This is a genomic window from Sphingobium sp. BYY-5 (genome assembly GCF_022758885.1).
Classification (GTDB): domain Bacteria; phylum Pseudomonadota; class Alphaproteobacteria; order Sphingomonadales; family Sphingomonadaceae; genus Sphingobium.
Genome location: NZ_JALEBH010000002.1, coordinates 756,641 through 780,312, shown reverse-complemented (window position 1 = coordinate 780,312; position 23,672 = coordinate 756,641). Strand labels below are relative to the sequence as shown.

Genomic DNA, 23,672 nt, shown 5'->3' with positions numbered 1-23,672 from the left:
CCAAGAGCCAGGTTCAGAAACGCGCCATGGCCCACCTGCGGCACTAAATGAACCTGTGACTCAGAGGTTCCAACGCCATGCTTTCTCGATCGGGTTGAAGTCGGGGCTGTAGGGCGGCAGGAAGAAGAGCTTGATGGCGAGCCATGGGCGCCGGAAAGATTGACCTGCTACCCCATCATGAGGCGGCCGTACGCCGACCTCGAAGAGAAGCACGAGGTCCGTGAGGATTATCTAGACCATAGATCACCAACGAAGGAGTGATGCCATGAAGCTTTTAGGATCCCCTTGACGAGGGCCGCGATAGAGAAGCGGGCATACATCTTCCTACGAGGCGAGGCGGACCACCACAGATGATGAGTTGAAGGAGCGGAGCGGGCTGCCAGCGAGCTTGCTTATGCCCGCCGATACCGCGCCTAGCCCGAACATCGCCAAAGGCTTTGGGATGCCAGCACGCCTCCCGCACACAGGCGTGATGATCGCAAAAGAGTGAATACGTATGCTGGATTCTGTGCAGGAGGACCGGGGCGGGGCTATTTCAGGAAGACCGGCGATGCCGGCAAGAAAAGCTCAAGATGCGTCCTGGGGAGGATTTCTGTCATGCATCAATTCCGCCATCCTGTCCTGCGTGCCGTTCTGCTGGCAGGGGCTTCCCTTTCCGTCGCGACGGTTGCTCATGCGCAGACTGAGGCTGAAACGGCCGCGCCGACTGCGGGAGAAGGCGATGCCATCGTCGTCACCGGCATCCGCGCTTCGCTGGCATCGGCTGCGAAGATCAAGCGCGATTCCGTCCTAATCGTCGATTCCATCTCGTCCGAAGATGTTGGCAAGCTGCCCGACGTGTCGATCGCGGACTCGCTGGCCCGCCTGCCCGGCGTCACCGCCCAGCGCCTCGAAGGCCGCGATCAGCGCCTGTCGATCCGTGGCATGGGTCCCGACTTTTCGACCACCCTGCTCAACGGTCGCGAACAGGTCACGGTCGGCGACAATCGCGGTGTTGAATATGACCAATATCCGTCGGAATTTTTCCAGAACGTCAATGTCTACAAGAGCGCCGACGCGGCCCTGATCGCGGCTGGTATCTCGGGCACGGTTGATCTGCGGATGCTGCGTCCGCTCGATCGCAACGATCGCCTCGTCACCGTGTCGCTGCGCGGCCAGATGAACAGCATGGATAAGCTCAATCCCGATGGTGAGCGCTATGGCTATCGTGCTTCGGCTACCTATATCGACCAATTCGCCGACGATACTCTGGGCTTCTCCCTGGGCCTTTCCGCCTCGCAGACACCGTCGCAAAATGAGCGCTTCAATAGCTGGGGCTATCCCATCGACACCGACGGCAACCTGATCATCGGTGGCGCCAAGCCCTATGTGCAGTCCAATCTGCTCAAGCGCTATGGCGCGGTCGGCACGCTGGAATGGCGGCCGAGCGACAATTTCCATTCAACCTTCGATATACTCCTATCGCATTTCGAAGAAGAGCAGCGGTTGCGTGGTATCGAATTTCCGCTGGTCTGGGGCAGCAACGTCGGCGTCAGCGATGTGACGGTCGAAAATGGCTTGGTCACCAGCGCGACTTTCAGCAACGTCTACGGCGTCCAGCGCAACGACTATAACAAGCGCAAGGCCGATACCATTTCGCTTGGCTGGAACAACGATATCCAACTCAACGACCGACTAAAGCTGAATGTCGATGCTAGTTGGTCGCGCGCAAAACGCACCGACTTCCTGCTCGAAACCTATTCGGGCACCGGCTATCTGCGTTCGGGCGTTGCCGACACGGTGCGCGTGGAGCGTCAGTCGAACGGCCTGTTCAGCATCGTACCGACGCTCGACTATACCGATACCAACACGATCGGCCTGACCGACCCCAATGGTTGGGGCTTTAACGGCACCACCGCCGTCGTGCAGGCCGGCTTCCTCAACCGGCCCAAATTTATCGACGATATGAAATCGTTCCGCGCCAATCTGGTCGGCGATATTTCGGGCAGTATCTTCAGCAACTGGGAAATCGGCGGCAATTATAGCCGTCGCAAGAAGACCAGCGCCTATACCAGCTACTTCCTCTGCCCAACCGGAGGTACGGACTGCACCATTGCGGGCGGCACGCCCGGCTCGGCCCCTGTGCCGCAGGAAGCGCTGCTCGGCTCGAACGTCTCGCTCAACTATCTGGGCGTGCCGGCGATGCTGACGCTCGACCCGCTCTATCTCTACAACAACACGCTCGACGCGGTGTATGATAACCGCCCTTCGTCGCTGGTGCGTGACAATCATGTCAAGGAAGATGTCTTCACCGGTTATGCCAAGCTGACCCTGGACGGCACGCTGGGCGGCAAGCCGCTCAAAGGCGCGATCGGCGTGCAGGTGATCCACACCCGTCAGTCGTCGGTCGGCACCATCTCCAACTTTGCCGATGGCGTCGTCACCGTCGTTCCGGCCTCCGGCAAGGACAGCTACACCAATGTCCTGCCGAGCGCGCAGCTTTCGGTCGAGCTGGAGCCTGGCCTGTTCGTCAAGATGGGCGCGGCGCAGACGATGGTTCGTCCGCGCATGGACCAGGAACGGGTCAATCAGGAATATAGCTTCAACCTGGCCAATATCGGGCTTGGTTCCGACCCGCAATATAGCCCGTTCAGTTCAAACGGTGGCAACATCAATCTGCGCCCCTATCAGTCGACCAACATCGACCTTTCTGTCGAGAAATATTTCGACAAGGGCGGCTATGTGTCGGTGGCCGGCTATTTCAAGAATCTGACCGATTTTGTCGATCCCAACAATAATATTGCTTATGACTTCTCGGCCGTGCTTCCCTCGCTGCCTGAAGCAATCCGCAACCAGATCATGGCCGACGGCAGTTATGTCGGCCTGCTGAAAGCACCGGCCAACACCGGCAAGGGCACGATCATGGGTGTCGAAGCGACCGCGTCGCTGCCCTTCAAGCTGTTCAGCGAGGCGCTTGACGGCTTCGGCGTCTTCGCCAGCGGGTCCTACACCCACAGCGAAATCGAATATGGCAGCAATCCGACCGATATCGTCACCTTGCCAGGTCTGTCGAAATGGGTTGCCAGCGGCACGGCCTATTTCGAAAAGAACGGCTTTCAGGCTCGCGTGAACTATCGCTACCGCTCGTCTTTCCTGGGCGAAGTGGCTGGCTTGTCGGCGGCACCGACCTTCCGCACTGCCAAGGCGGAAGGGATTCTCGATGCCCAGATCGGCTATGAATTCCAGTCGGGTCCGCTCACCGGCTTGTCGATCCTGTTGCAGGGCAAGAACCTGACTGATCAACCCTTCGTCACCTATCAGAATGACGATCCGCGTCAGGTCATCGATTATCAGCGCTATGGTCGCGATTATTATCTCGGCTTGACCTACAAATTCTGATCACCCCTTTGGGCTGCCCGACTGCACGCGGGTTGCTCACTCCCCCGGGACCGCCGCCCCTTTGAGGGGAGGCGGTCCTTTTTGTTGAGGGCGAGACGCCGGTCAGGCTGTCATCCGTGTGACCAGCCGCGGTGCCAGGAGCGTAGGCGTCACCGGCTTCCGGTCGATCTGACCGACCAGCGCATCGACCAGCACTTCGCCCGCGCGCAGATAATCCTGTGCAATCGTTGTCAGCGGCGGCCGGGTCAAGCTGGCGGCAGGAATATCGTCGAAGCCGATCAGCGGAATATCGCCAGGCACCGAGAGGCCATGTTCGTCCAGCGCCCGCATCGCACCAATCGCGATCAGGTCCGATCCGGCGAAAATCGCATCGAATTTCACATCGCGCGCGATCAGCCGCCTTGCCGCCTCATAGCCCGACTGTTCGCTGGACAGTGCATCGACATGCAGTCCCGGATCGATCGCATGTCCGGATTCGCGCAGGATTTCGTTCAGGCCGGCATAGCGGTCGCGAAATTCCGGATAATGGCTTGATGCGTCACCCAGAAAGGCGATTCTGCTGCATCCCCGCGCGACCAGATGTGCGCCTGCATCGCGTCCGCCGCGACGGTTGTCGCAGCCGATCGTCATCCCCAGCGCATGTTGGTCCATTGATCCCCAGCGCACGAAATGCGTGCCCTGCGTCACCAGTTGCTCCAATCGGGTGCGATAGATTTCATAATCGCCATAGCCCAGCAGGATGATGCCATCGGCCTTGCGGCTATCCTCATAATCGACATGCCAGTCGGTCGATAGCTGCTGGAAGGACGTAAGCAGGTCATAACCCCGCTGGGCGCAGGTTTGCAGGATCGACCCCAGCATCGACAGGAAGAATGGGTTGATCCAGCTTTCGTCGGGTAGCAGATCTTCGAAGAAGAGCAGGGCCAGCGTATTGCTCTTGCCCCGACGCAGCGAAGACGCATTCTTGTCCACCGTATAGTTGAGCTGACGCGCGATCGCCTCGATCCGCTTGCGGGTCGCCTCGCTCACTGTCTTGTCGCCGCGTAGCGCTCGCGATACGGTCGGCTGGGACACACCGGCCAGCGTGGCGATATCGAAGGATGTCGGTTTGTCGTTGACGGCCATCGTTTGACCCTACGCCCGCGCATGCAGCTTTGAAAGCACGGCCTTTGAATACGTATGCCGCTCCCTTGGCCCAGCCGGTCCCCGCCGACTAAGAGGAACATCAAGCTGCGGCAATCAGGCACAAGCGGCAAAAGGGGGAGGGCGGAACGGATGCGCAAATGGACGGCCAGGCTTTCAATTATGCTCTGCGGTCTTTCCGCTCCGCTGATGGCGCAGCAGCCCGATTATCGCGTTCGCCTGCCTGAAGATGAGGTGATCTATTTCGTCCTGCCCGACCGGTTCGACAATGCGGACCCGAGCAATGACAAGGGGGGATTGAAAGGGGACCGATTGCAGACCGGATTCGACCCCGCGTCCAAGGGCTTCTACCATGGCGGCGATCTCAAAGGGCTGATCCGGCGGCTGGACTATATTCAGGGATTGGGCGCGACTGCCATTTGGGTCGGGCCGATTTTCCGCAACAAGCCGGTGCAAGGACCGAAGGGCCAGGAAAGCGCGGGCTATCATGGCTATTGGATTACGGATTTCGAGCATGTCGATCCGCATTTCGGCACCGACGCCGATTTCGCGGCGCTGGTGAAGGCCGCCCATGGGCGGGGGATGAAAGTCTATATGGATATCATCGCCAACCATACGGCGGATGTCATCCAGTATCGCGAATGCGTGGGGCAACCCTGCACCTATCGTTCTCGCGCTGACTATCCTTATCAGCGGCGCGGCGGCGTCAACGGCGCGGCGATCAATTCGGGTTTCTCAGGCGATGCCGACCATAGCGAAGCGAATTTCGCGAAGCTGACCGATCCTTCCTATGCTTACACGCCCTTCGTGCCGAAGGGAGAAGAGCAGGTGAAGAACCCCGGCTGGCTCAACGATGTCCGCTATTATCACAATCGTGGCGAGACGACCTATTCGGGCGAGAGCGCGACCATGGGTGATTTTGCCGGGCTGGACGATCTGAGGACAGAGCATCCCCGGGTGGTCGCGGGCATGATCGATATTTTCGGCGGCTGGATCGACCGCTTCGGCATAGACGGTTTCCGTATCGACACCGCCCGCCATGTCGATCCGCATTTCTGGCAGCAGTTCGTCCCCGCAATGCAAGCGCGAGCGAGGGCGCAGGGCATCCCCAATTTCCACATTTTCGGCGAGGTCTATGTGGAAACCGTCGATGCCGGCCCGCTCGCCTGGCACACGCGCGAGGGCGGCTTTCCTGCCGTGCTCGACTTCGCCTTCCGCCAGGCGGTGCTTGAAACCGTGGCGGGCAAGGCGGCGACCGCTACGTGGGAACGGATGCTGACTGGGGACGCTCTCTATCGCGACGGTGCTGCTACCGCGCGTCAGTTGCCGACCTTCGTCAGCAATCATGATGCTGGCCGTTTCGCGACCTTCGTCCGTCGTGCCTTTCCACAGGCGGGCGAGGACGAAGTGCTGAGTCGGGTGATGCTGGCCAATGCCATGTTGCTGACGCTGCGCGGCGTGCCGACCATCTATTATGGCGACGAACAGGGCTTCGTCGGCGACGGTGGCGATCAGGATGCGCGGGAAGACATGTTTGGCAGCAAGGTCGCCAGCTATAACGACAATCGCCTGCTCGCCACCGACGCGACCACAACCACATCACGCTTCGACCCTGCTCATCCGCTCTATCGCGACATTGCGAAGCTGGCCCGGCTGCGTACAGCTCATACCGCGCTGCGTCGGGGGCAAGAGCTGATCCATGCGCGTGGCGACGCACCTGGCCTCTTTGCCGTATCGCGTTTTGATCCGGGAACCGGCGCCGAAACGCTGATCGCCTTCAACACATCGACCGTGCCGGTCACGGCGCAGGTTCAGGTCGATGTCGCTTCTGTCGCCTTCGATACACTCGCGGGTGCCGCCTGCGCGCCGCGGGCCGCTGTCCCCGGCAGTCTCGCCCTTACTCTTCCTCCCCTCGGCTACAGCGTTTGTGCTGCACGGAGCAATGCCCCGCAATGACTGACATCAAAGCTCCATGGTGGCGCGGTGCGACCATCTATCAAATCTATCCGCGCAGCTTCGCCGATTCCAACAATGACGGTATAGGCGACCTCAACGGCATCACCGCCCATCTTCCCTATGTCGCGTCGCTTGGCGTCGATGCGATCTGGCTCTCGCCCTTCTTCAAGAGCCCCATGCGCGACTTCGGCTATGACGTGTCGGACTATTGCGATGTCGATCCGATCTTTGGCACGCTCGCCGATTTCGATAGGCTGATTGCAAAGGCCCATGACCTTGGCCTGCGCATCATCGTCGATCAGGTCTGGGCGCATACGTCCGATGAACATCCCTGGTTCATCGAAAGCCGCTCCAGCCGTGCCAATGCGTATACCGACTGGTATGTCTGGGCCGATGCCAAGGCGGACGGTTCCCCACCTAACAACTGGCAGTCCGTGTTCGGCGGTCCGGCCTGGACCTGGGATGCGCGGCGCGGCCAGTATTATATGCATAATTTCCTGAAGGAGCAGCCGCAGATCAACCTGCACAATGGGCAGGTGCAGGCCGCAGTGCTGGACATTGTCCGCTTCTGGCTCGACCGCGGCGTCGATGGTTTCCGCATCGACGCGATCAACCATTCGATGCCCGACCCGCAACTGCGCGACAATCCGCCTGCGCCGGAGGATGGCCGTATCCGCACGCGCCCCTATGATTTCCAGATCAGGTGCTACAGCCAGAGCCATCCGGACATTCCGCTCTTCCTCGAAAAGGTGCGGTCGGTGTTCGACGAATATCCCGATCGCTTCACTGTCGCGGAAGTAGGCGGCGATGACAGCGATGCAGAGATGAAGGCGTTTACCCAGGGCAATCACCGCCTCAACACCGCCTATGGCTTCGATTTCCTCTACGCCCCCCGGCTGACCGCGTCTTTCCTCAAGGCCGCACTGTCACGCTGGCCGGCGGAGCAGGGGATCGGCTGGCCGAGCTGGGCGTTCGAAAATCATGACGCGCCGCGTGCCGTCTCGCGCTGGGCGGGCGACATCGACCCACAGGCCTATTGCCGGATGAAGATGCTGCTGCTCGCCTGTCTGCGCGGCAATATCTTCCTCTATTATGGCGAGGAACTGGGCCTGCCCCAGGTCGATATCAGGTTCGAGGATCTGCAAGACCTCGAGGCGATCGCCAACTGGCCACTGACCCTCTCGCGCGACGGTGCCCGCACGCCCATGCCCTGGATCGGGGCTGCTCCCTGGCTTGGTTTCTCAGACGTAAAGCCCTGGCTGCCGATCGGTGAAGCACATCGTCCGCTCGCGGTGGATGTACAGGAAGCCGATCCGGGCTCACTGCTCCACTGGACGCGCGTCGTGCTGGCCCTGCGCAACGCCACGCCTGCACTGCGCAGCGGCACGATCGATTTTCTCGATACGCCAGATGACCTGCTCGCCTTCGAACGCAGCCAGGATGGGCAGCAGATGCTCTGCGTCTTCAACCTCGGTTTCGTGCCGATCGCTTGGTGTCCCGCCGATGCCGACCGCTGGCAGGCGCAACTAGCGACCGGCGATGTCACCGACTGGACCTTCGCTCCCGCCTCCGGCCTCGTCGCCGCCTTCCAAGTTTGAGGACAAAATTATGTCGCGACTGACCGCGCTCGCTCTTCCGCTCATTGCGCTTGGTCCCATGCCCATAGCCGCACATGCCGATGTCGTGGCCAAGGCCGCCTCGCCCAACGGCCATATCACGCTGACCATCAGCTTCGCGCCCGGCGGCGGTCAGGCGATGCGCTTCGTCGCCAGCGGCGGCAAGCGCTGAGGGTGGAGCCACATTCGACACTGGGATAGCGGCGCCTCAAAATATAGCCGTCATTTCGGACTTGATCCGGGATGACGGATATCAAGCCAATGGTGCGGCGGATGGCGCCAGGCTATTCTAATTTGGTTTCGCTCGATAGGCTGGGAGCCAGCCTGAACGCGGATTTTTCGATAGGATCGGGCGCTCGCCCCAAAATGTCAAAATGTGCGAAGCTAAGCGAGGAGTGGGGATGGTTGGCCTGACGCAGAACGGTAACGCATCGACGTCCGACGGCCGCCCGCGCCAGGACTTTTGGGGCCTGTGGAACATCAGCTTCGGTTTTTTCGGCATCCAGATCGGCTTCGCGCTGCAAAATGCCAACATGTCGCGCATTTTCCAGTCGCTGGGGGAAAATCTCGACAATCTCGCCCTGCTGTGGATCGCCGCGCCGCTGACCGGCCTGTTGGTCCAGCCGGTGATCGGCCATTATAGCGATCGGACCTGGTGCCGCCTCGGCCGGCGTCGGCCCTATTTCTTCGCTGGCGCGCTGTTCGCTGCGCTCGCCCTGTTCGGTATGCCCAATGCGTCCGGCCTGATGGGCGCCGCGCTGATGCTCTGGATTCTCGATGCCTCGCTCAATGTTTCGATGGAGCCGTTCCGCGCCTTTGTCGGCGACATGCTGGCGAAGGAACAGCATATGGCCGGCTATGCGATCCAGACCGCCTTCATCGGTACCGGTGCGGTGATCGGTTCTTCCACCCCCTGGCTGCTCGACCAGTTTGGCGTCTCCAATGTCGCGCCGGCCGGCGCCGTTCCCGACACGGTGCGGCTCAGCTTCTATATCGGCGGCGCGGCGCTTTTCCTCGCGGTACTGTGGACGGTGCTCACCACCCGCGAATATTCCCCCGAACAGATGGCCAGCTTTGCCAGCGCGACCGAGGTGACCATCGAACAGGAAGCGCCGCCGGTGCCCGCCGGCGGCCTGCTCTGGATCGTCGCCGGCCTCGCCATCATCGCCGCCGTCTGGGGCTGGGCGCTGGAAAAGGAACTCTATCTACTGGGCGGCCTGCTCGCCGCCTATGGCATCGCCCGCATCGTCGCGCGCAGCCTTCATGCCTGGGGGCGGACCGACAATCTGCTGAGCCATGTCGTCGGCAATTTCGCCACCATGCCAGCGATGATGAAGAAGCTTGCTCTGGTCCAGTTCTTCACCTGGTCGGCGCTCTTCATCATGTGGATCTACACCACACCGGTCGTCGCCCAATATGTCTTCGGATCGGCCGATCCGACCAGCGCTGCCTATAATGAAGGCGGCAACTGGGTCGGCATCCTGTTCGCCACCTATAATGGCGTTGCGGCCTTCGCTGCGCCCTTCCTGCTCCAGCCGCTCGCCCGTCGCATCGGCCAGGCCCAGACCCATGCGCTGGCTCTGGTGCTGGGTGCGATCGGCTTCCTGTCCTTCCTCGTTCTGCGCGACGCCCAGTTGCTGCTCTTGTCGGAAGTCGCGATCGGCATCGCCTGGGCCTCGACCCTCGCCATGCCCTACGCCATGCTCGCCTCCAGCGTGCCGCAGGAGAAGCTCGGCATCTATATGGGCCTGTTCAACGCATTCGTCGTCATCCCGCAATTGCTGGTGGCGACCGTCATGGGCACTATCATGCGCCATTTCTTTCCGACCGAACCGATCTGGACCATGGCCTTCGCCGGCGGCGTCATGCTGCTGGCCGCCGGTGCAACTCTGCGCTGCCGATTCTGAAAGGTTGCCATGCTCGGTTGAAGACTTTCGGCCTGGTTGTTCCTCCAGGAAAGGGAAGCACATTTGAAAAACATGTTCGTGAACTTATGATCGATCAAGATAGCATTGTGCTTCCTCTTCTGGAAGTGCGGCACAGTGTTCGCTCACGCACATCCGAGTTTGAAGGGCAGCTGGTCACTGGCGCACGCCGAAGCCAGGCGTGCTAAATTCTTATGTCAATCCCTGGCGTCGGCGCGATCACCGCTACCTCGTTCACTACCGCAATCGAAGATCCGGCTAACTTCGGACAGTCACGTTCAGTTGGAGCATGGCTTGGTTTAACTACGCGCCGTTACCAATCAGGGGAAGTCGATTATGGAGGTGGTATATCTCGCCGAGGTGCCAATCATCTTCGCGGTCTTCTGTACGAAGCTGCGACCGTCATCCTGACCCGCAGTTCGGCAGAAAGCAGCTTGCGGACATGGGGTTTAAAACTGAGGAAGCGCATTGGGTTCAAAAGAGCTGCCGTCGCCTTGGCGCGCAAACTCTCTGTTACCATGCACGCCATGGTAAAATCCGGAGAACTTTTTGATCGGGCAGCAGGTGCTCCCGCTCCTGCCGCCTAAAGAATAGCGTTCGCTTTGAACGCTTAGCTACGTCCCTGCCGGGGCGTGGGCCGAGCCATTCCGTGGTATGGGGCTGCGCTGGATCCAGCATAGTGCGTCATCCGCATTGGAAGGCTCCTCCCGCCTAGCTCCATCATGCGGCGACCTCTGTCGGCCGCGTAGACGACCATGCACCCGGCATACGATAGCGAAATGCTTGCTTTACCCACCGCAAGACGACCGCATCCGTTCACGCCGCTTACGCCGGCAGGCGATAAGGTGCGCGGTAGCGGGGAGTGCTTAGGGCGTTTGCTTCGACGTCATCCTTAAACTGGCTCGCCGCTGCATCCCAATGGACTTTGCGGCCGGTGCGCCAGGCGATGTTGCCCATCTGACAGACGATGGCCGTGTTGGCGGCCGACTCGATGGGACATGCTGGCGAGCGTGCGCGGTCCTTCACACAGGCGATGAAGTCCGCCGTATGCAGATCAAGCCCGTTGTCCCTAGCTGGGATGACAGGAATTTCCTGGGTCAGGGCCTTGCCGTCGCTCATCTCCGGCGAGACCCACCATTTGCTGCGGTCCACCACCAGCGTCCCGGTCTCGCCAACGAAGGCCACGCCATGGTCATGGCCGCCAAAGGGACCGCGACTGATGCCGACCGCATGTTCCCATTCCACCGAATAATTGCCGAAGTCGAAGATGGCGGTCTGGGTGTCCGGGGTCTCCATGGCCGAACCCGGATACCCATAGGCGCCGCCCAGCGCGCTGACGGAGTTCGGCGTCTGGGCTTTCATGCCCAGCAGGGCGATGTCCATCAGGTGGACGCCCCAGTCGGTCATCAGGCCGCCCGCATAGTCCCAGTACCAGCGCCAGTTGAAGTGGAAGCGGTTGGGGTTGAAGGCGCGTTGTTGCGCCGGGCCGAGCCAGCGGTCATAATTGACGTCCGGAGGCGGCGGCTGGTCCGGCTGGGGAGCAATGTTCTTCATCCAGCCCTGGTAGGCCCAGGCCTTGACCTTCCGCACCCGGCCGATGCCGCCGGAATGGACATGGGCAATGGCATCAGCCCAGTGCTGGTTGCTGCGCTGCCACTGGCCGACTTGGACCACACGGTTGTGGCGCTCCTTGGCGACGACCATAGCGCGACATTCGGCGATCGAGTTGCCGAGTGGTTTTTCGCAATAGGCGTCCTTGCCCGCCGACATGGTGTCGGTGAGCTGGAGTGCGTGCCAATGGTCGGGGGTGGCGATGATCACCGCGTCCACCGACTTGTCATCCAGCATTCGGCGGTAGTCGTCGTAAAGCCGCGGCGTGCGGCCGGAGGCTTTCTGCAACTCGCCGCCGCGGTCGGCGAGGACCCTGGCATCCACGTCGCAGAGAGCGATGGGCGTGACGTCGGCCCCCTTGGTCATCGCCGTGAGGTTCGCCCACCCCATGCCTTTGCAGCCGATCAGGCCCACCTGGACCTTGTCGTTGGCGGACACGCGGCGGCGCTGGGCGAAGGCCTCGCTGAGGGGCGTCAGGGTAGCTGAGGCGGCGAGGCCACCAACGAGGAGGGTGCGGCGATCGAAGCTGGCGGTCATATTGGTCTCCTCCCGATTATTGTTCCGACGTTGATAGCGCAAACATATCTCCTCGCAAGGGCGCAAAGAGCGTGTTGCCGGACAGGCTGAATGACCTTTGTGGATGGCTCCCGCGTTGCAAGCACAAAATCGATAATCTGGCGGTTGATCGGGGGCAGACTTCTGCCCTGCCTCACATGACGATTCCTCCGTTAATGGGTTTTCATATGTAACCGTGGCGCCTGGCTTCCAATTACCTACAAGTGGTCGCGAGAAATTCCGTGTGCAGACAGCAGCCAAAAAAATTAGCGGGTGAAGTCTGCAACGGTCTTTCCGGGGGCATGACCGGTACGGTTGCACTCGATAGCCTCTGCCAGATCCTCGAAGGCAACGACTTGGGCGATCATTGCGCGTAGAGAGCCATCGGCGACTTGTTGAGCGATGACGGCCAACCGAGCCGTGTCAGGCTTGACCGAGAACCAAACGCCCCGGCGGCCTTCCGGTGCCCGGGCAACCACGTCTGTTGCAGCGATACTCACCAAGATACCATTGTGCGACAGGATAGCCCACGACTTGTCTACGACCGGACCGCCAACGAGATCGGCAACGAGATCGATGTTGCTCGCAACAAGCTCAAACTTCTGCTTTTGGTAATCGATCACCTCGTCAGCACCGAGGGCCTGGACATGAGCCACGCTCTTTGTCGAGGCCGTGGCATAAACGGTCGCACCTGCCGCCTTGGCGAATTGAACCGCGAAGCTGCCTACCCCACCAGCCGCGCCGTGGATGAGCACCCGTTTCCCCCGAAGGTCGAATGCGGCGACATGGAGGACTTGCCATGCCGTCATCGCCGCCACCGGCACCGCTGCGGCGTCAATGTCTGACAAGTTTGCAGGTGTCTTGATGAGCTTTTCGGCGTTTATCACCAAATGGTCGGCATAAGCGCCGAGGCCACCGAGCGCAGCCATGACCCGTTCTCCCACGCTCACGTCTTTGACGTTCGAGCCGACCTTAAGCACGACGCCCGACATTTCGATGCCAAGGGCGGCGGGCAACACCAAATTGAACTTTTCACGTAAATAGCCTTCACGGATTTTCCAATCCATTCCGTTGATGCCAGCGGCTTTGACCTGGACCAGAACCTGATCCGGCCCCGGCTCGGAGGCATAAACCGTATCGACTTTTAAGCTGCCAGTGCCGCCATAGGCGTGCAGACGCAAAGCCCGGCCTTGCAATGGCGGTTTCGGAGGTTGCGGTGATTGAGCCATTATCTAATCTCCGGTCATGATATCGGTTCAGGGGTTCAGGGCAGGATAATCGGTGTAGCCCTCTGCTGCGCCGCCGTAGTAAGTTTTGAGATCTGCCTCGTTCATCGCGGCATTCGTCTTCAGTCGTGCTACGAAGTCAGGATTGGCCAGGACGATTTGGCCATAGGCTTCCAAATCGGCGAGCCTCGACGCCACGTCGGTGCCGATCTGGTCACGCGGACGACCCGGACGGTTGAGGATCAATGATTGATGCCAGAGCTCGCGGATGTCGGCGAGCAGCGGCTCATTGCCTTGGTGCATGATGTGCAGGTAGGCAAGCCCGAGCTTGTCGAGTTCGGCGACGAGATAGCGATAGAGATCTGGTCCTTCGGCGCCTTCATCGATCCCCCATATCTTTGTGCCGGGGGACAGGCGGATCGCGGTGCGGTCCGCACCGATCTCCTCGGCGATCGCTGAAGCTACCTCGATGGCGAAGCGGGCGCGGTTCTCGATCGAACCGCCATATTCGTCCGTGCGCGTATTGGCGCTCGGCGCGAAGAACTGCTGGACCAGGTAGGCATTTGCGCCGTGGATTTCGACGCCATCGGCACCTGCCTCGATCGCCGAGCGGGCCGCATGGCGGAAATCGGCGACGGTCTGACGCATTTCATCGGTCGCCAGCGCACGCGGCGCGGGAATGTTCTGCATCCCCGTCATGGTGAACATACCGGTTCCTGGCATGATCGCGGATGGTGCGACGCTCTGGCGGTGATGCGGCGTGTTGTCGGGATGCGACATGCGCCCGGCATGCATGAGTTGGACGAAGATGCGGCCGCCTTTGTCGTGTACGGCGGAGGTGATCTTCCGCCAGCCGACGACATGTGCGGGCGTGTAGATGCCCGGGGTCGTCAGGTAGCCCTGTCCGTCATCGGAGGGCTGAGTGCCTTCGGTGACAATCAGGCCGAGACTGGCGCGCTGGGCATAATATTGGATGGCTAGCTCGCCGGGCGTACCGTCGAAAGCGGCACGGCTGCGGGTCATCGGTGCCATGACGAGGCGGTTGGGAAGCGTGTAGCGGCCGACACGAACTGGTGTGAATATTGGATTCATTTGGATTCTCCATTTGTGGGAACATTATCCATTATTCCGATTTCAGGATAAATCCCGTATAGTTGAAATAAGTATTCCATTAATGGATCAATTGCGTGAACCATCTGAATGACATGGCGCTGTTCGTGGAGGTCGCTCGAGCCAGGAGCTTTCGAAAAGCCGCAGAGGCTCTCGGCGTGCCAAACTCCACGCTATCGCGGCGTATCAGCGCGCTGGAGAAGGCCATCGGCCTGAGACTGCTGCATCGCACGACGCGCAAGATCGAGCTCACCGAGGCCGGCCAGCTCTATTATGAACGGAGCAAGCGTATCGTCGACGAGGCCCGGCTCGCGCATGAGCAGCTCGGCGCGATGCTGGAGCAGCCGAGCGGTGTCCTGCGCGTTTCGCTCCCGGTCGATCTGGCCACCCTTTACCTCACGCCAATCATCGCCGATTTCGCGCGGCACTATCCCGGCATCACGTTCGAATTCGACCTGACCCCGCGCCGCGTCGATCTGGTGACGGAGCCTTTCGATGTGGCGATCCGCATCGGCAAGCTCGAGGATTCCGGCCTGATCGCGCGCCTGATCGGGCGGCATTCGCGCCACCTCTATGCCTCCCCTGACTATATCGAAGCGTCAGGCGAGCCCGCCACACCGGCGGATCTGGCGGCGCATGAATGTATCTGTATGCCGCGAAGCTCGAGTTGGCCCCTGCACCGGGGCATCGAGACCATCGATGTCGGCGTTAGCGGCCGTTTCACACTCAACAGCGTCGGGATGATCAGCGCGCTCGCGGTCAATCATCAGGGGATCGCGCTGCTGCCCGAGAAGATCGTCGCCCATGACCTGGCCGAGGGCCGGCTCCGGCGCATCCTGCCCGATTGGCAGGGATCGGCAGTCAACATCTATGCCGTCACCGAAACGCGACTTATTCCAGCCAAGACCCAGCGCTTCATAGAATTCCTGTCCGCAAAACTTATGTGACCTCGATCGCTCTCTTGGGCATTTGCGATGTCCACTCTGCTCGACAGGCGCGAAAAGGGGCGCGTCATTGCCCATACCGCTTCCGCCCCCGAAGCCCTGGTTTCCGTCTAGGCCTGTTGGAAAAGAAAGGGGTGATCACACTAATCGACGGTCCTCCACGACCGAGACAACTTCGATCCAACCCCTTCCGCCCGATCTGCGGTGGCCACCCCGGATCGGGCATCTCATGATGCCAAAGCAGGCGAGAAAGTCATAAGACAAGAGGACAGTCTGGACCAATTGCGGTCGCTAAACTGCTTAAACCTTCCTCTCAGCAGCAGAAGGACTGCTTCCGGCAGGAAAGTTCCGCCGTAGATTGCTATCTATAGCCCGAGTTCACTCAGTTCCGGATGATCGTCGGGCCGGCGCCCCTGCGTCCAGTGGAATTTCCGCTCCGCCGCGCTGATCGGCGCATCGTTGATACAGGCGAGGCGCCGGCTCATCAGGCCGCTTTCGTCAAACTCCCAATTCTCGTTGCCATAGGATCGGAACCAGTTGCCGCTGTCGTCATGCCACTCATAGGCAAAACGCACCGCAATGCGGTTGTCGCGAAAGGCCCATAATTCCTTGATCAGCCGATAATCCAGTTCGCGCTGCCATTTACGGGTCAGGAAGGCGATGATCGCGGAACGGCCTTCGATGAACTCGGCCCGATTCCGCCACTGGCTCAGCGGCGTATAGGCCAGGGCGACCTTCGCCGGATCGCGGCTGTTCCATCCATCCTCGGCCAGGCGCACCTTCTCGATCGCGCTGTCCAGGGTGAAGGGCGGCGGGGGCGGCCTCAGGCTTTCCATCATATGTCTCCCAATTTGGCAAGGCGATCCTGCATCGCCCTGTTCTCAGCTTCCAGCTCTGCCAATCGCGCGTGCAGCGGCCGAACAGCCTGTTCGATCTCGCGCTCCGTGAAGCGCGGCGTGATATGCTGCGGGCAGTTCCAGTCGAACGCCGCCAGCCGCAGCCGGAAGATGCGCTCGGCGCGCGCCTTGTAATCCTTGTCCATGACAAGATCAGAGAGCACAGGATCGGCATCGAGTGCCAGCTTCTCGACATGAGCGTAGATCTTCAGCCTGGCGCGCCGGGGATAATCCATCAGGATCAGGCAAGCGCGATCGTTCGCGGCCAGATTGCCGGTGCTGATATATTGGCGATTGCCGCGATAATCAGCAAAGGCCAGTGTCCTGTCATCGACCATCTTGAGGAAGCCCGCTGGCCCACCGCGATGCTGGACATAGGGCCAGCCCTCTTCCGATACGCTCGCCATGTAGAAACTGTCCCTCGCCGCCAGGAAATTGGCCTCATTCGCGGTGAAGCGATCAAAGGCGCGATTGCCGCTCAACGTCGCCCATTGGGCGTCCGCGCCCATCTCAGCCTGCGCCGCGCGCACGCTCGGCGTCATCGCGATATCCAAAAAACCGTGGGACATGGTCTATTTCCCATCATCCGTCGGGTCCGGGACCATCCTCGAAGGATGATCCCGGACCGGCGTTCAGCGCACTGCCACCTTGCGATCCAAGAAGTCGCGGATCAGCGGTGCCATCTCGTCCAGTCTGTCTTCCAGGGCGAAATGGCCGGTGTCGAGAATATGCATCTCCGCGTCGGGCAGGTCACGCCGATAGGGATACGCGCCGGGCTCGGGGAAGATCTTGTCATTCTTGCCCCAGAGGATCAGCGTCGGCGGCTTGCGTTCGCGGAAGAAAGCCTGGAACGCCGGATAGAGCGGTACATTGGTGCGATAGTCGTAAAACAGGTCGAGCTGGATATCCTTGTTGCCCGGCCGGTCGAGCAGCGCCTGGTCCTGGACCCAGTTGTCGGGGCTGATGCGCGACACGTCCCGCACGCCATCGGTATATTGGAACTTGGTGGCGTCGAGGCCGACAAGCCAGCCCTGCGCCTCCCGGTCCTTTGCCGACCCGCTCTTCCAATAGACCTTGATTGGATCCCAAAAGGCACCGAGCCCTTCCTCATAGGCATTACCGTTCTGGACGATGAGGCCGCTGACCCGCTCGGGATGCTTGAGTGCCAGCCGGTAGCCGACCGGAGCGCCATAATCCATGACATACATGGCATAGCGCTCGGCCCCGATCTTGCCCATCAGGGCATCGACCATGTCGGCATAATGGGCGAAGCTGTGGTTGAACTGCCGATGATCGGGAGCATCGCTCTGGCCGAAACCCGGATAGTCCGGGGCGATCACATGATAGCGGTCGGCGAGCAGCGGGATCAGATTGCGGAACATGTGCGACGATGTCGGAAAGCCGTGGAGCAGCAGCACCACCGGGCCGTCGGCGGGCCCCGCCTCGCGATAGAACATCTTCACGCCATAGATCGTGGCGTCACGATAATGGATTGTGGCGGGCGCAGCCTGTGCGGTGGGGTTGGCGGGCGCGGCGATCGCGTTGGCCGTGGAAGCAATGCCGGCGGTGGCCAGCAGCATCGAAATCACTAGTCTCTTCATCATGTCCTCCACCCTGTTGAGGGCGCTGAGCAATGGCTTCAGCTTCTGGAGGCGGAAATAATCGTTCCACTCATTCCTGATAATTCGAGAAATCTGGAACTCATTATTTCTGAAAGTGGAATTATAATCATGCTGACTGAAACAGCGGATTGGCCCGCAGCCGGTCGACCGCCAGATCGACGAAACTGCGCACCTTGGCGGCCGCCCGACGCCCTTCGGCATGGATGACATGGATCGGCAGCGGCTTTTCCATATGTTCGTCGATTATGGTCAGCAACCGTCCGGCCGCAAGCGCCGGTTCGACCTGATAAGACAGCACACGGGTCAGCCCCCAGCCTTGCTCGGCAGCGACGATGGCCGCTTCATTGGTGTTGCACAACAGCCCCGGATGAACGGTGACACTGTTTTTGCCCTCCGGGCCGAAATGCCATTCGGGTGAGGCCCATGCCCCGGTCGGCGCGATGATGCGATGGTGAACAAGGTCGGTCGGTGTCCGGGGGATATCATGCTGCTCGAAATAGGCCGGCGCGCCGCAGATGACGCGCCGCACCGCCCCGACACGAATGGCGCTCAACCCCGAATCCGGCAGGTGCCCGATCCGCACCGCGACATCGATGCCTTCCTCGACGATGTTGACCAGCCGATCGACGAACAGGCTGCGCCCGGTCACGGCCGGATAGCGATCCAGATAGTCGAGCAGGATCGGCAGCACGTATATGTGGCCGAAGATCACCGATCCGGTAACGGTCAGCGTTCCCGTGGGATTGCCATGGGTCCCCGCCGCCGCTGCGTCCGCATCCGCCATGTCGGCCAATATGCGGCGACAATCGTCCAGATAGCCACGGCCTGCTTCGGTTAGCTTCACCGACCGCGTCGTCCTGGTCAGCAGCCGCACGCCGATCTGATCCTCAAGCGCCGAGATCGCCCGGGTGACCGCGGGCGGGCTCATATGCAGTTGCCGCGCGGCTTCGGCGAAACCACCGGTTTCCGCCACGCGGACGAATATCTTGATGGCCTGCCAGCGGTCCAAAACATTTCCCGATATCAGTTCTGCGACCGAGATGTGCGCGAAATGCCATAGGCCGGTCAATCCGTACATAGGAATGTTCCGAATCGATATCTCGTCGATTTCCGACCCATGCACGAACATGACGTAATCGCGGGAGCATTGGCGATGCAGGCAATGGACCACATGGTCGAGATCACTGGAAGGTTGGTTACCCCCCGATAAGATGAAGAATGGGCTCTCGATTTTGGACCGGCCCCAGCATCAGATGAAGGATAGCCGTGGATCAGCATATAGGACTCTGGCTGATCATCGAGGACACCGCCCTGCCCAAGAAGGGCAAGGCCTCCGTTGGCGTCGCGCCCCAATACGCCACGGCGCTGGGCAAGAATGCGAACTGCCAGACACCGGTGTCGGTGACACTGGCCTCAGGCGAAGTTCCCCTCAATGCTGAGCTTGCGGCTGTTCCTGCCGGACAGCTGGACGAGCGATACCGCGCGCATGGACAAGGCGGGCGTGCCTGCCTCTTTGCAGGAATACCGCACGAAACCGGAGGTCGCGATTGAGGAGATCGATCGTTCATCGCTGCCGGTGTGCGCTTTGGCTGTGTGCTGGACGATGCCGGTTACGGGCTGTCCGCTCCGTTCCGACAGGCACTGAGTGCGCGTAGCCTGGGTATCCCCCGGCATCAGAAAGTCTATCCGGCGGATGTGCAACTGATCTTCCCGGTCGCAGGCCGCGGTCGCCCACGGGTGCGTCATGTGCTGAACGTCAAATCCATGGCTGCGCACGCCATGCTCGAAGGCGCGAAGTGGCAACAGGTCAGTTGGCGCAAGGGAACGAAGGGACGCCTGACGGCCCGCTTTGCTGCCATGCGCGTGCACATTGCCGATGGCGCGCCCCAGCGGATCGGCTCTGCCGGAGCCCAGCACATGCCGGGCGAGGAAGCCTGGTTGGTGGGTGAGCATCGCTCGAATGGTGAGCGCAAATATTATCTCTCCAATCTGCCCGCTGATACCCCGATCAAGGCTCTCGCTGGCGCGATCAAGGCGCGCTGGATCTGTGAACACGCCCATCAGCAACTCAAGGAAGAACTGGGACTGGATCACTTCGAGGGACGATCCTGGAGCGGACTTCACCGCCATGCCTTGATGTCGATGATTGCCTACGCCTTCTTACAATCCCGGAGGCTCGCTCAGGCGGGACGGAAAAAAGAGTCCTCGGCCCACCCCCTCAGCCCAACCTGCCTGCAGTGCGCCAAGCCATCCTTGACCGCTTGTCTCGCTCACCGCCAAGGCGTTGCCCTCACTGCGGGGGCAGCCTCACCAGACATCCCAACACATTTTTGCCAAAGTAGTGTTAGGTCGTGAACCCATAAACGCGAACGGCTATTTGATTTTTGCGATGACGTGCCGTCGCTTCCAAATCGTCACCGACGGGCTAGCCGTTTAGGGCGGGCTTCCGGGGGAAGACGGATGGTCTATTTCTTTTGATTGCCAGCAAAAGCGGCCGTCAAGCCAAGGCCGACATACACGAAACCACTGACCCAGCGTTCAGCCTTCAGATACATGGGACTGCGCTTCAGCCACCTGCCGGCCGTGCCGGCAGCAAGTGCGTAGGAGCTGTCCGTCAGAACGCCAATCGCTGTGTAAACAAGCCCGAGAAAAGCGATCTGCGTTGCGACATGGCCACGGTTAACCTCAACGAACTGTGGCAAGAAAGCCAGAAAGAACAGCGCTGTCTTGGGATTGAGGAGGTTAACGAGAAAGCCCTCACAAAAGAGACGCATGCGGCTTCGCGGCGGTAAACCGCCCTCGACGTTGGGAATGTCCGAGGGGCCGACGAGCTTCTTGAGGCCAAGCCAGATCAGGTAGGCCGCGCCCGCATACTTCACTATGTTGAAGGCGAGCGCGGACGATGCCAGGAGCGCCGACAATCCCACAGCGGCGGCGGCGACATGAACAAGCGTGGCCGTATGGATGCCAAAGATCGAAACGAGCCCGGCAGAGCGACCCTGCGCGACCGAGCGCGCGAAGATGTAAAGAACTGCCGGTCCCGGCACGAGAAGCAACACCAGAGTGGCGCTGATGAACAGACTGAGATTCGTTGCGCTGGGAATTGCCAAACCCATGATTGTCTTGCCCCATTTTCTATTGCACTAGCAATAACATTAAGATGCCTCCAATGCGAGGTCGTTTTCTGCTTGTCTGCAATTATGCTTTCACATCGCGCTGAACCGCCCGTGGCGTTCCTTTGAAGCCGTCGAATATGCCACGCTCGAATGGGTGGACTGGTTCAACAACCGCCGCCTGCTCGAACCCATAGGCAACATCCCACCCGCTGAAGCCGAAGCACAATATTACGCCATGCTGGACGACGTCTCCATGGCTGCGTAACTTAAACCAAACAACCTCCGGCAAACCCGGGGCGGTTCAGTGGACGCGATCTGCTGCTCACTAAATCTCGACGTCTTCATACGCAAACTCGCTTGTCCGGCATCAGCCAAACCTAACCGGAATTTCTCAATAAAGTCGGACCAGTTTACAGGGAGCAGGTCAGTTACTGCCATCTCGTCACCCGATTCTCACTTCTCGAGCTGTTTGATCCCATGGGAGACTGATACCCTTGACACCATTAAACGAAGCGATCATTTTGTTTCGGCAGAATTTAATCTTTTAGAAAGTATGGCAGCCGGTCGGTAGCGCATCGAATTTGCCAAAGGAGAAGTAGGTCATGACTGATGAAACCATCGATTCGTTTGAACTCGAAGATCTCGATACCACGATCCTGCCTGGCGGCAGCACGGAACCCGTAATTCACTTGCCGGCGGTTGCGGTTATTTTCTACTGGATGTTCCCCGCGTAATGGGGCATTTTTTTATTTGATATCTTGATCGACAGGCCGGATTGTCTGCCAAAAGCAGCGCTTCCGGCCTGCTATCTTGCAAAAGCTGCAACCAGTCAAACTGCTGGAAACACTGTATTTGTATGATATTTTAGAGCAGTTGTTTGCGGAAGGGCGCGCGCCACACCTTTTGGGCGACGGTGATGCCGATTGGATCGCGGAATATAAGCGGACAACCCAATACCACGCTGCGCTATCGCGCGTTCGCAGTGATAGACATGATGAAGAAACGGTGAGCTCGCTGTCTGGCAGCGACAAGTTCGTCGTGGCGGAAACACAAGACCGCTGGAGTTCGGTCATTATTCGCACGGAGACCGAGTATCGGTCGTTTTCGGTCCTGGCGAGTGCGGCGGTGATTCATATCGTCGAATGTAAGGCACCGTTCGCGCTACGCTGGGCTGCGGTCGATGGTTTAACGACACTTCAGGACATTCCGGCTGGCGCAAGGCTCGGACAGATCCATGCGATTCCACTTCGCGAAGGCGACACGTTGGTTGTTCCCGCCGGACTTATCGCGGTTCAACTCAATACGCCGAGCGAGCGAGTAATGCTGTTGCGCTTCAACGGTGAGCTCCGTCATGAGATCGACGTGGCATTCGATGAGCACAGCAGGACCGTGCGTTCCGTTTCGTTCAATAATCCTGTCAGCACCGCGCATTATTTCTTCGCTACATTGGCCAGTGAATTAACCAGAACGCCCGGCTTGTTGCGCGGCGACGAAGCGGATTGCCTTGCGACCATGTTCCTGGCGCCCGAAGGCGAAGAACCACATATGTTCACACAGTGGAAGATGGCACAGACGCTCGGCCGTATCCGGCCGGCCGCCGGCTTGGCGTTGCTTGAGCGTATCGCTGCCGCACCCCTACCTGCAGCGCGAACTGCTGCCAGTGCCGCCCTTTCACGACTAAAGGTGTCATGATCGCCTTTTCTGACACGTGCAGCGCATCGGGCTCGTCATCGGTCGCCGAAACGCTGGACCGACTCGACACAATCTTTGCTGGCGATTGGGCGTCGCAGATGGACCTTATCGCCCAGGAAATCGCAGTGCTGCGTGACGATCACGCCCTGCTGCGCACGTTCGTTCATGGCAACGCTCTCGCCAAGACTTGGCCGCGGCTCAGTGGAGCGCAGTCGTTTACGATCTGCAGCAGGCCAGCTTTCTTTGCGCGCATCAATTTGTGGATGCCTTACGTCAACACCGCGCCCGACAGCTACAGGCGGTTTCTGTCGGTTGATGTGATCCACAACCACTATTTCGAATTTTTTACGACCTGCCTGCTTGGGCCGGGCTATACATCGACTTTCTGGCGCGATCCGGCGCACCATCCCGATCGCGGGATCGGTGATCCGGTCGCTTTGCTTCAAGGTTCGGAGCACTCACTTTCTGACGCTGCGGTGTGGTTCGTCGAAAAGGGAGCCGACTATCATTCGCAGCACTGGCCCTCCGATTTTAGCGTGACGCTCAACGTGATGCCCCGTCCGCGTGTGGACGAATGGAGCGTGCAATATGTGCTCGACGACGCCCACCGCGTCTCCTCTATCATCGCATCGTCACAGTGAATCCGGCAGAGTGGTGGCGCGAAACAGAACGCACACAAATGTTTGCGACATCAGGCCGTGATGACCGACGTACATTCCCAGCGGTGCGCCTATGAACCAGAATGAGTGGAAACTGAAGCGTCCCGGGTGGTGAATAATCCCCCGGATTTGCCCGCCACGCTTCATGAGGCAATGTCACATATCGGATCGCGGTCCTTTACGAAGGGCATTACAAGATGGTTAATCTATAATGTTATAACAT

Annotated in this window: 18 protein-coding genes and 3 pseudogenes; 12 read left to right on the top strand and 9 right to left on the bottom strand. The window is 60.0% G+C overall.

What is annotated here, in order from left to right; translation table 11 throughout:
* Positions 1–597: 597 nt before the first annotated feature.
* Positions 598–3,378 carry a TonB-dependent receptor gene (locus tag MOK15_RS19520; RefSeq protein WP_242933368.1) on the top strand — a complete coding sequence of 927 codons (2,781 nt, stop codon included), beginning with the start codon at positions 598–600 and terminating at the stop codon, positions 3,376–3,378.
* 102 nt (positions 3,379–3,480) lie between these two features.
* On the opposite strand, the gene MOK15_RS19515 is transcribed toward MOK15_RS19520, so the two are convergent.
* Complete coding sequence (locus MOK15_RS19515; protein WP_242933367.1) at positions 3,481–4,503, bottom strand: substrate-binding domain-containing protein; 1,023 nt, start codon at positions 4,501–4,503, stop codon at positions 3,481–3,483.
* A 207-nt stretch (positions 4,504–4,710) separates the two neighbouring features.
* Here MOK15_RS19515 and MOK15_RS19510 point away from each other — a divergent pair, with 207 nt between their 5' ends.
* The 5 genes and pseudogenes from MOK15_RS19510 to MOK15_RS19490 form a co-directional block, all read left to right on the top strand.
* Positions 4,711–6,477 carry an alpha-amylase family glycosyl hydrolase gene (locus MOK15_RS19510; RefSeq protein ID WP_242933366.1) on the top strand — a complete coding sequence of 589 codons (1,767 nt, stop codon included), beginning with the start codon at positions 4,711–4,713 and terminating at the stop codon, positions 6,475–6,477.
* Positions 6,474–8,075 carry an alpha-glucosidase gene (locus MOK15_RS19505; protein ID WP_242933365.1) on the top strand — a complete coding sequence of 534 codons (1,602 nt, stop codon included), beginning with the start codon at positions 6,474–6,476 and terminating at the stop codon, positions 8,073–8,075. Before MOK15_RS19510 ends, MOK15_RS19505 begins: the two co-directional genes overlap by 4 nt.
* Positions 8,076–8,085: 10 nt before the next feature.
* Positions 8,086–8,265 carry a hypothetical protein gene (locus tag MOK15_RS19500; RefSeq protein ID WP_242933364.1) on the top strand — a complete coding sequence of 60 codons (180 nt, stop codon included), beginning with the start codon at positions 8,086–8,088 and terminating at the stop codon, positions 8,263–8,265.
* A 229-nt stretch (positions 8,266–8,494) separates the two neighbouring features.
* A complete protein-coding gene (locus MOK15_RS19495; RefSeq protein WP_242933363.1) occupies positions 8,495–10,000 on the top strand; it encodes an MFS transporter in 1,506 nt (501 codons plus the stop codon).
* A 17-nt stretch (positions 10,001–10,017) separates the two neighbouring features.
* A pseudogene (locus MOK15_RS19490) lies at positions 10,018–10,605 on the top strand (transposase); the annotation flags it as partial.
* A 238-nt stretch (positions 10,606–10,843) separates the two neighbouring features.
* Here MOK15_RS19490 and MOK15_RS19485 read toward each other — a convergent pair.
* The 3 genes from MOK15_RS19485 to MOK15_RS19475 form a co-directional block, all read right to left on the bottom strand.
* Complete coding sequence (locus MOK15_RS19485; RefSeq protein ID WP_242933362.1) at positions 10,844–12,166, bottom strand: Gfo/Idh/MocA family oxidoreductase; 1,323 nt, start codon at positions 12,164–12,166, stop codon at positions 10,844–10,846.
* 284 nt (positions 12,167–12,450) lie between these two features.
* Positions 12,451–13,413 carry an NADP-dependent oxidoreductase gene (locus tag MOK15_RS19480; protein ID WP_242933361.1) on the bottom strand — a complete coding sequence of 321 codons (963 nt, stop codon included), beginning with the start codon at positions 13,411–13,413 and terminating at the stop codon, positions 12,451–12,453.
* Positions 13,414–13,440: 27 nt separating this feature from the next.
* Positions 13,441–14,502, bottom strand: coding sequence for an alkene reductase (locus MOK15_RS19475; RefSeq protein ID WP_242933360.1), 1,062 nt, complete (start codon positions 14,500–14,502; stop codon positions 13,441–13,443).
* Between the two features lie 113 nt (positions 14,503–14,615).
* Between MOK15_RS19475 and MOK15_RS19470 the strand changes: the two genes are divergently transcribed.
* A complete protein-coding gene (locus MOK15_RS19470) occupies positions 14,616–15,467 on the top strand; it encodes a LysR family transcriptional regulator (protein WP_242933359.1) in 852 nt (283 codons plus the stop codon).
* A gap of 362 nt (positions 15,468–15,829) precedes the next feature.
* Here the strand turns inward: MOK15_RS19470 and MOK15_RS19465 are convergent, their stop codons facing one another.
* From MOK15_RS19465 to MOK15_RS19450, 4 genes are all read right to left on the bottom strand, one after another.
* Complete coding sequence (locus MOK15_RS19465) at positions 15,830–16,300, bottom strand: nuclear transport factor 2 family protein (protein ID WP_242933793.1); 471 nt, start codon at positions 16,298–16,300, stop codon at positions 15,830–15,832.
* Positions 16,300–16,929 (bottom strand): pyridoxamine 5'-phosphate oxidase family protein, encoded by a 630-nt coding sequence (locus MOK15_RS19460; RefSeq protein ID WP_242933358.1) that lies wholly within the window; start codon positions 16,927–16,929, stop codon positions 16,300–16,302. Before MOK15_RS19460 ends, MOK15_RS19465 begins: the two co-directional genes overlap by 1 nt.
* Positions 16,930–16,992: 63 nt before the next feature.
* Positions 16,993–17,964, bottom strand: coding sequence for an alpha/beta hydrolase (locus tag MOK15_RS19455; RefSeq protein ID WP_242933357.1), 972 nt, complete (start codon positions 17,962–17,964; stop codon positions 16,993–16,995).
* A 124-nt stretch (positions 17,965–18,088) separates the two neighbouring features.
* Positions 18,089–18,991: a LysR family transcriptional regulator gene (locus MOK15_RS19450; RefSeq protein ID WP_242933356.1), complete on the bottom strand. Its 903-nt coding sequence runs from the start codon at positions 18,989–18,991 to the stop codon at positions 18,089–18,091.
* Between the two features lie 281 nt (positions 18,992–19,272).
* On the opposite strand from MOK15_RS19450, the pseudogene MOK15_RS19445 reads away from it, so the two are divergent.
* Positions 19,273–20,239 (top strand): annotated as a pseudogene (locus tag MOK15_RS19445) (IS701 family transposase); the annotation flags it as partial.
* Positions 20,240–20,447: 208 nt separating this feature from the next.
* Here the strand turns inward: MOK15_RS19445 and MOK15_RS19440 are convergent.
* Positions 20,448–21,098: a LysE family translocator gene (locus MOK15_RS19440; RefSeq protein WP_242933355.1), complete on the bottom strand. Its 651-nt coding sequence runs from the start codon at positions 21,096–21,098 to the stop codon at positions 20,448–20,450.
* 109 nt (positions 21,099–21,207) lie between these two features.
* On the opposite strand from MOK15_RS19440, the pseudogene MOK15_RS19435 reads away from it, so the two are divergent.
* From MOK15_RS19435 to MOK15_RS19425, 4 genes and pseudogenes are all read left to right on the top strand, one after another.
* Positions 21,208–21,363 (top strand): annotated as a pseudogene (locus MOK15_RS19435) (IS3 family transposase); the annotation flags it as partial.
* Positions 21,364–21,700: 337 nt separating this feature from the next.
* Complete coding sequence (locus tag MOK15_RS21935; RefSeq protein WP_278254327.1) at positions 21,701–21,832, top strand: hypothetical protein; 132 nt, start codon at positions 21,701–21,703, stop codon at positions 21,830–21,832.
* Between the two features lie 76 nt (positions 21,833–21,908).
* Complete coding sequence (locus tag MOK15_RS19430; RefSeq protein ID WP_242933354.1) at positions 21,909–22,790, top strand: hypothetical protein; 882 nt, start codon at positions 21,909–21,911, stop codon at positions 22,788–22,790.
* Positions 22,787–23,431 (top strand): hypothetical protein, encoded by a 645-nt coding sequence (locus MOK15_RS19425; protein ID WP_242933353.1) that lies wholly within the window; start codon positions 22,787–22,789, stop codon positions 23,429–23,431. The genes MOK15_RS19430 and MOK15_RS19425 overlap by 4 nt, the downstream gene beginning before the upstream one ends.
* Positions 23,432–23,672: the final 241 nt, after the last annotated feature.

Bases quoted from the DNA above. Each gene is read 5' to 3' on its own strand.
- MOK15_RS19500 (WP_242933364.1), top strand. From the start codon at position 8,086: ATGTCGCGACTGACCGCGCTCGCTCTTCCGCTCATTGCGCTTGGTCCC.
- MOK15_RS19485 (WP_242933362.1), bottom strand. From the start codon at position 12,166: ATGACCGCCAGCTTCGATCGCCGCACCCTCCTCGTTGGTGGCCTCGCC.
- MOK15_RS19480 (WP_242933361.1), bottom strand. From the start codon at position 13,413: ATGGCTCAATCACCGCAACCTCCGAAACCGCCATTGCAAGGCCGGGCT.
- MOK15_RS19440 (WP_242933355.1), bottom strand. From the start codon at position 21,098: ATGGGTTTGGCAATTCCCAGCGCAACGAATCTCAGTCTGTTCATCAGC.
- MOK15_RS19520 (WP_242933368.1), top strand. From the start codon at position 598: ATGCATCAATTCCGCCATCCTGTCCTGCGTGCCGTTCTGCTGGCAGGG.
- MOK15_RS19455 (WP_242933357.1), bottom strand. From the start codon at position 17,964: ATGATGAAGAGACTAGTGATTTCGATGCTGCTGGCCACCGCCGGCATT.
- MOK15_RS19465 (WP_242933793.1), bottom strand. From the start codon at position 16,300: ATGGAAAGCCTGAGGCCGCCCCCGCCGCCCTTCACCCTGGACAGCGCG.
- MOK15_RS21935 (WP_278254327.1), top strand. From the start codon at position 21,701: ATGACTGATGAAACCATCGATTCGTTTGAACTCGAAGATCTCGATACC.
- MOK15_RS19495 (WP_242933363.1), top strand. From the start codon at position 8,495: ATGGTTGGCCTGACGCAGAACGGTAACGCATCGACGTCCGACGGCCGC.
- MOK15_RS19475 (WP_242933360.1), bottom strand. From the start codon at position 14,502: ATGAATCCAATATTCACACCAGTTCGTGTCGGCCGCTACACGCTTCCC.
- MOK15_RS19470 (WP_242933359.1), top strand. From the start codon at position 14,616: ATGGCGCTGTTCGTGGAGGTCGCTCGAGCCAGGAGCTTTCGAAAAGCC.
- MOK15_RS19510 (WP_242933366.1), top strand. From the start codon at position 4,711: ATGGCGCAGCAGCCCGATTATCGCGTTCGCCTGCCTGAAGATGAGGTG.
- MOK15_RS19425 (WP_242933353.1), top strand. From the start codon at position 22,787: ATGATCGCCTTTTCTGACACGTGCAGCGCATCGGGCTCGTCATCGGTC.
- MOK15_RS19460 (WP_242933358.1), bottom strand. From the start codon at position 16,929: ATGTCCCACGGTTTTTTGGATATCGCGATGACGCCGAGCGTGCGCGCG.
- MOK15_RS19515 (WP_242933367.1), bottom strand. From the start codon at position 4,503: ATGGCCGTCAACGACAAACCGACATCCTTCGATATCGCCACGCTGGCC.
- MOK15_RS19505 (WP_242933365.1), top strand. From the start codon at position 6,474: ATGACTGACATCAAAGCTCCATGGTGGCGCGGTGCGACCATCTATCAA.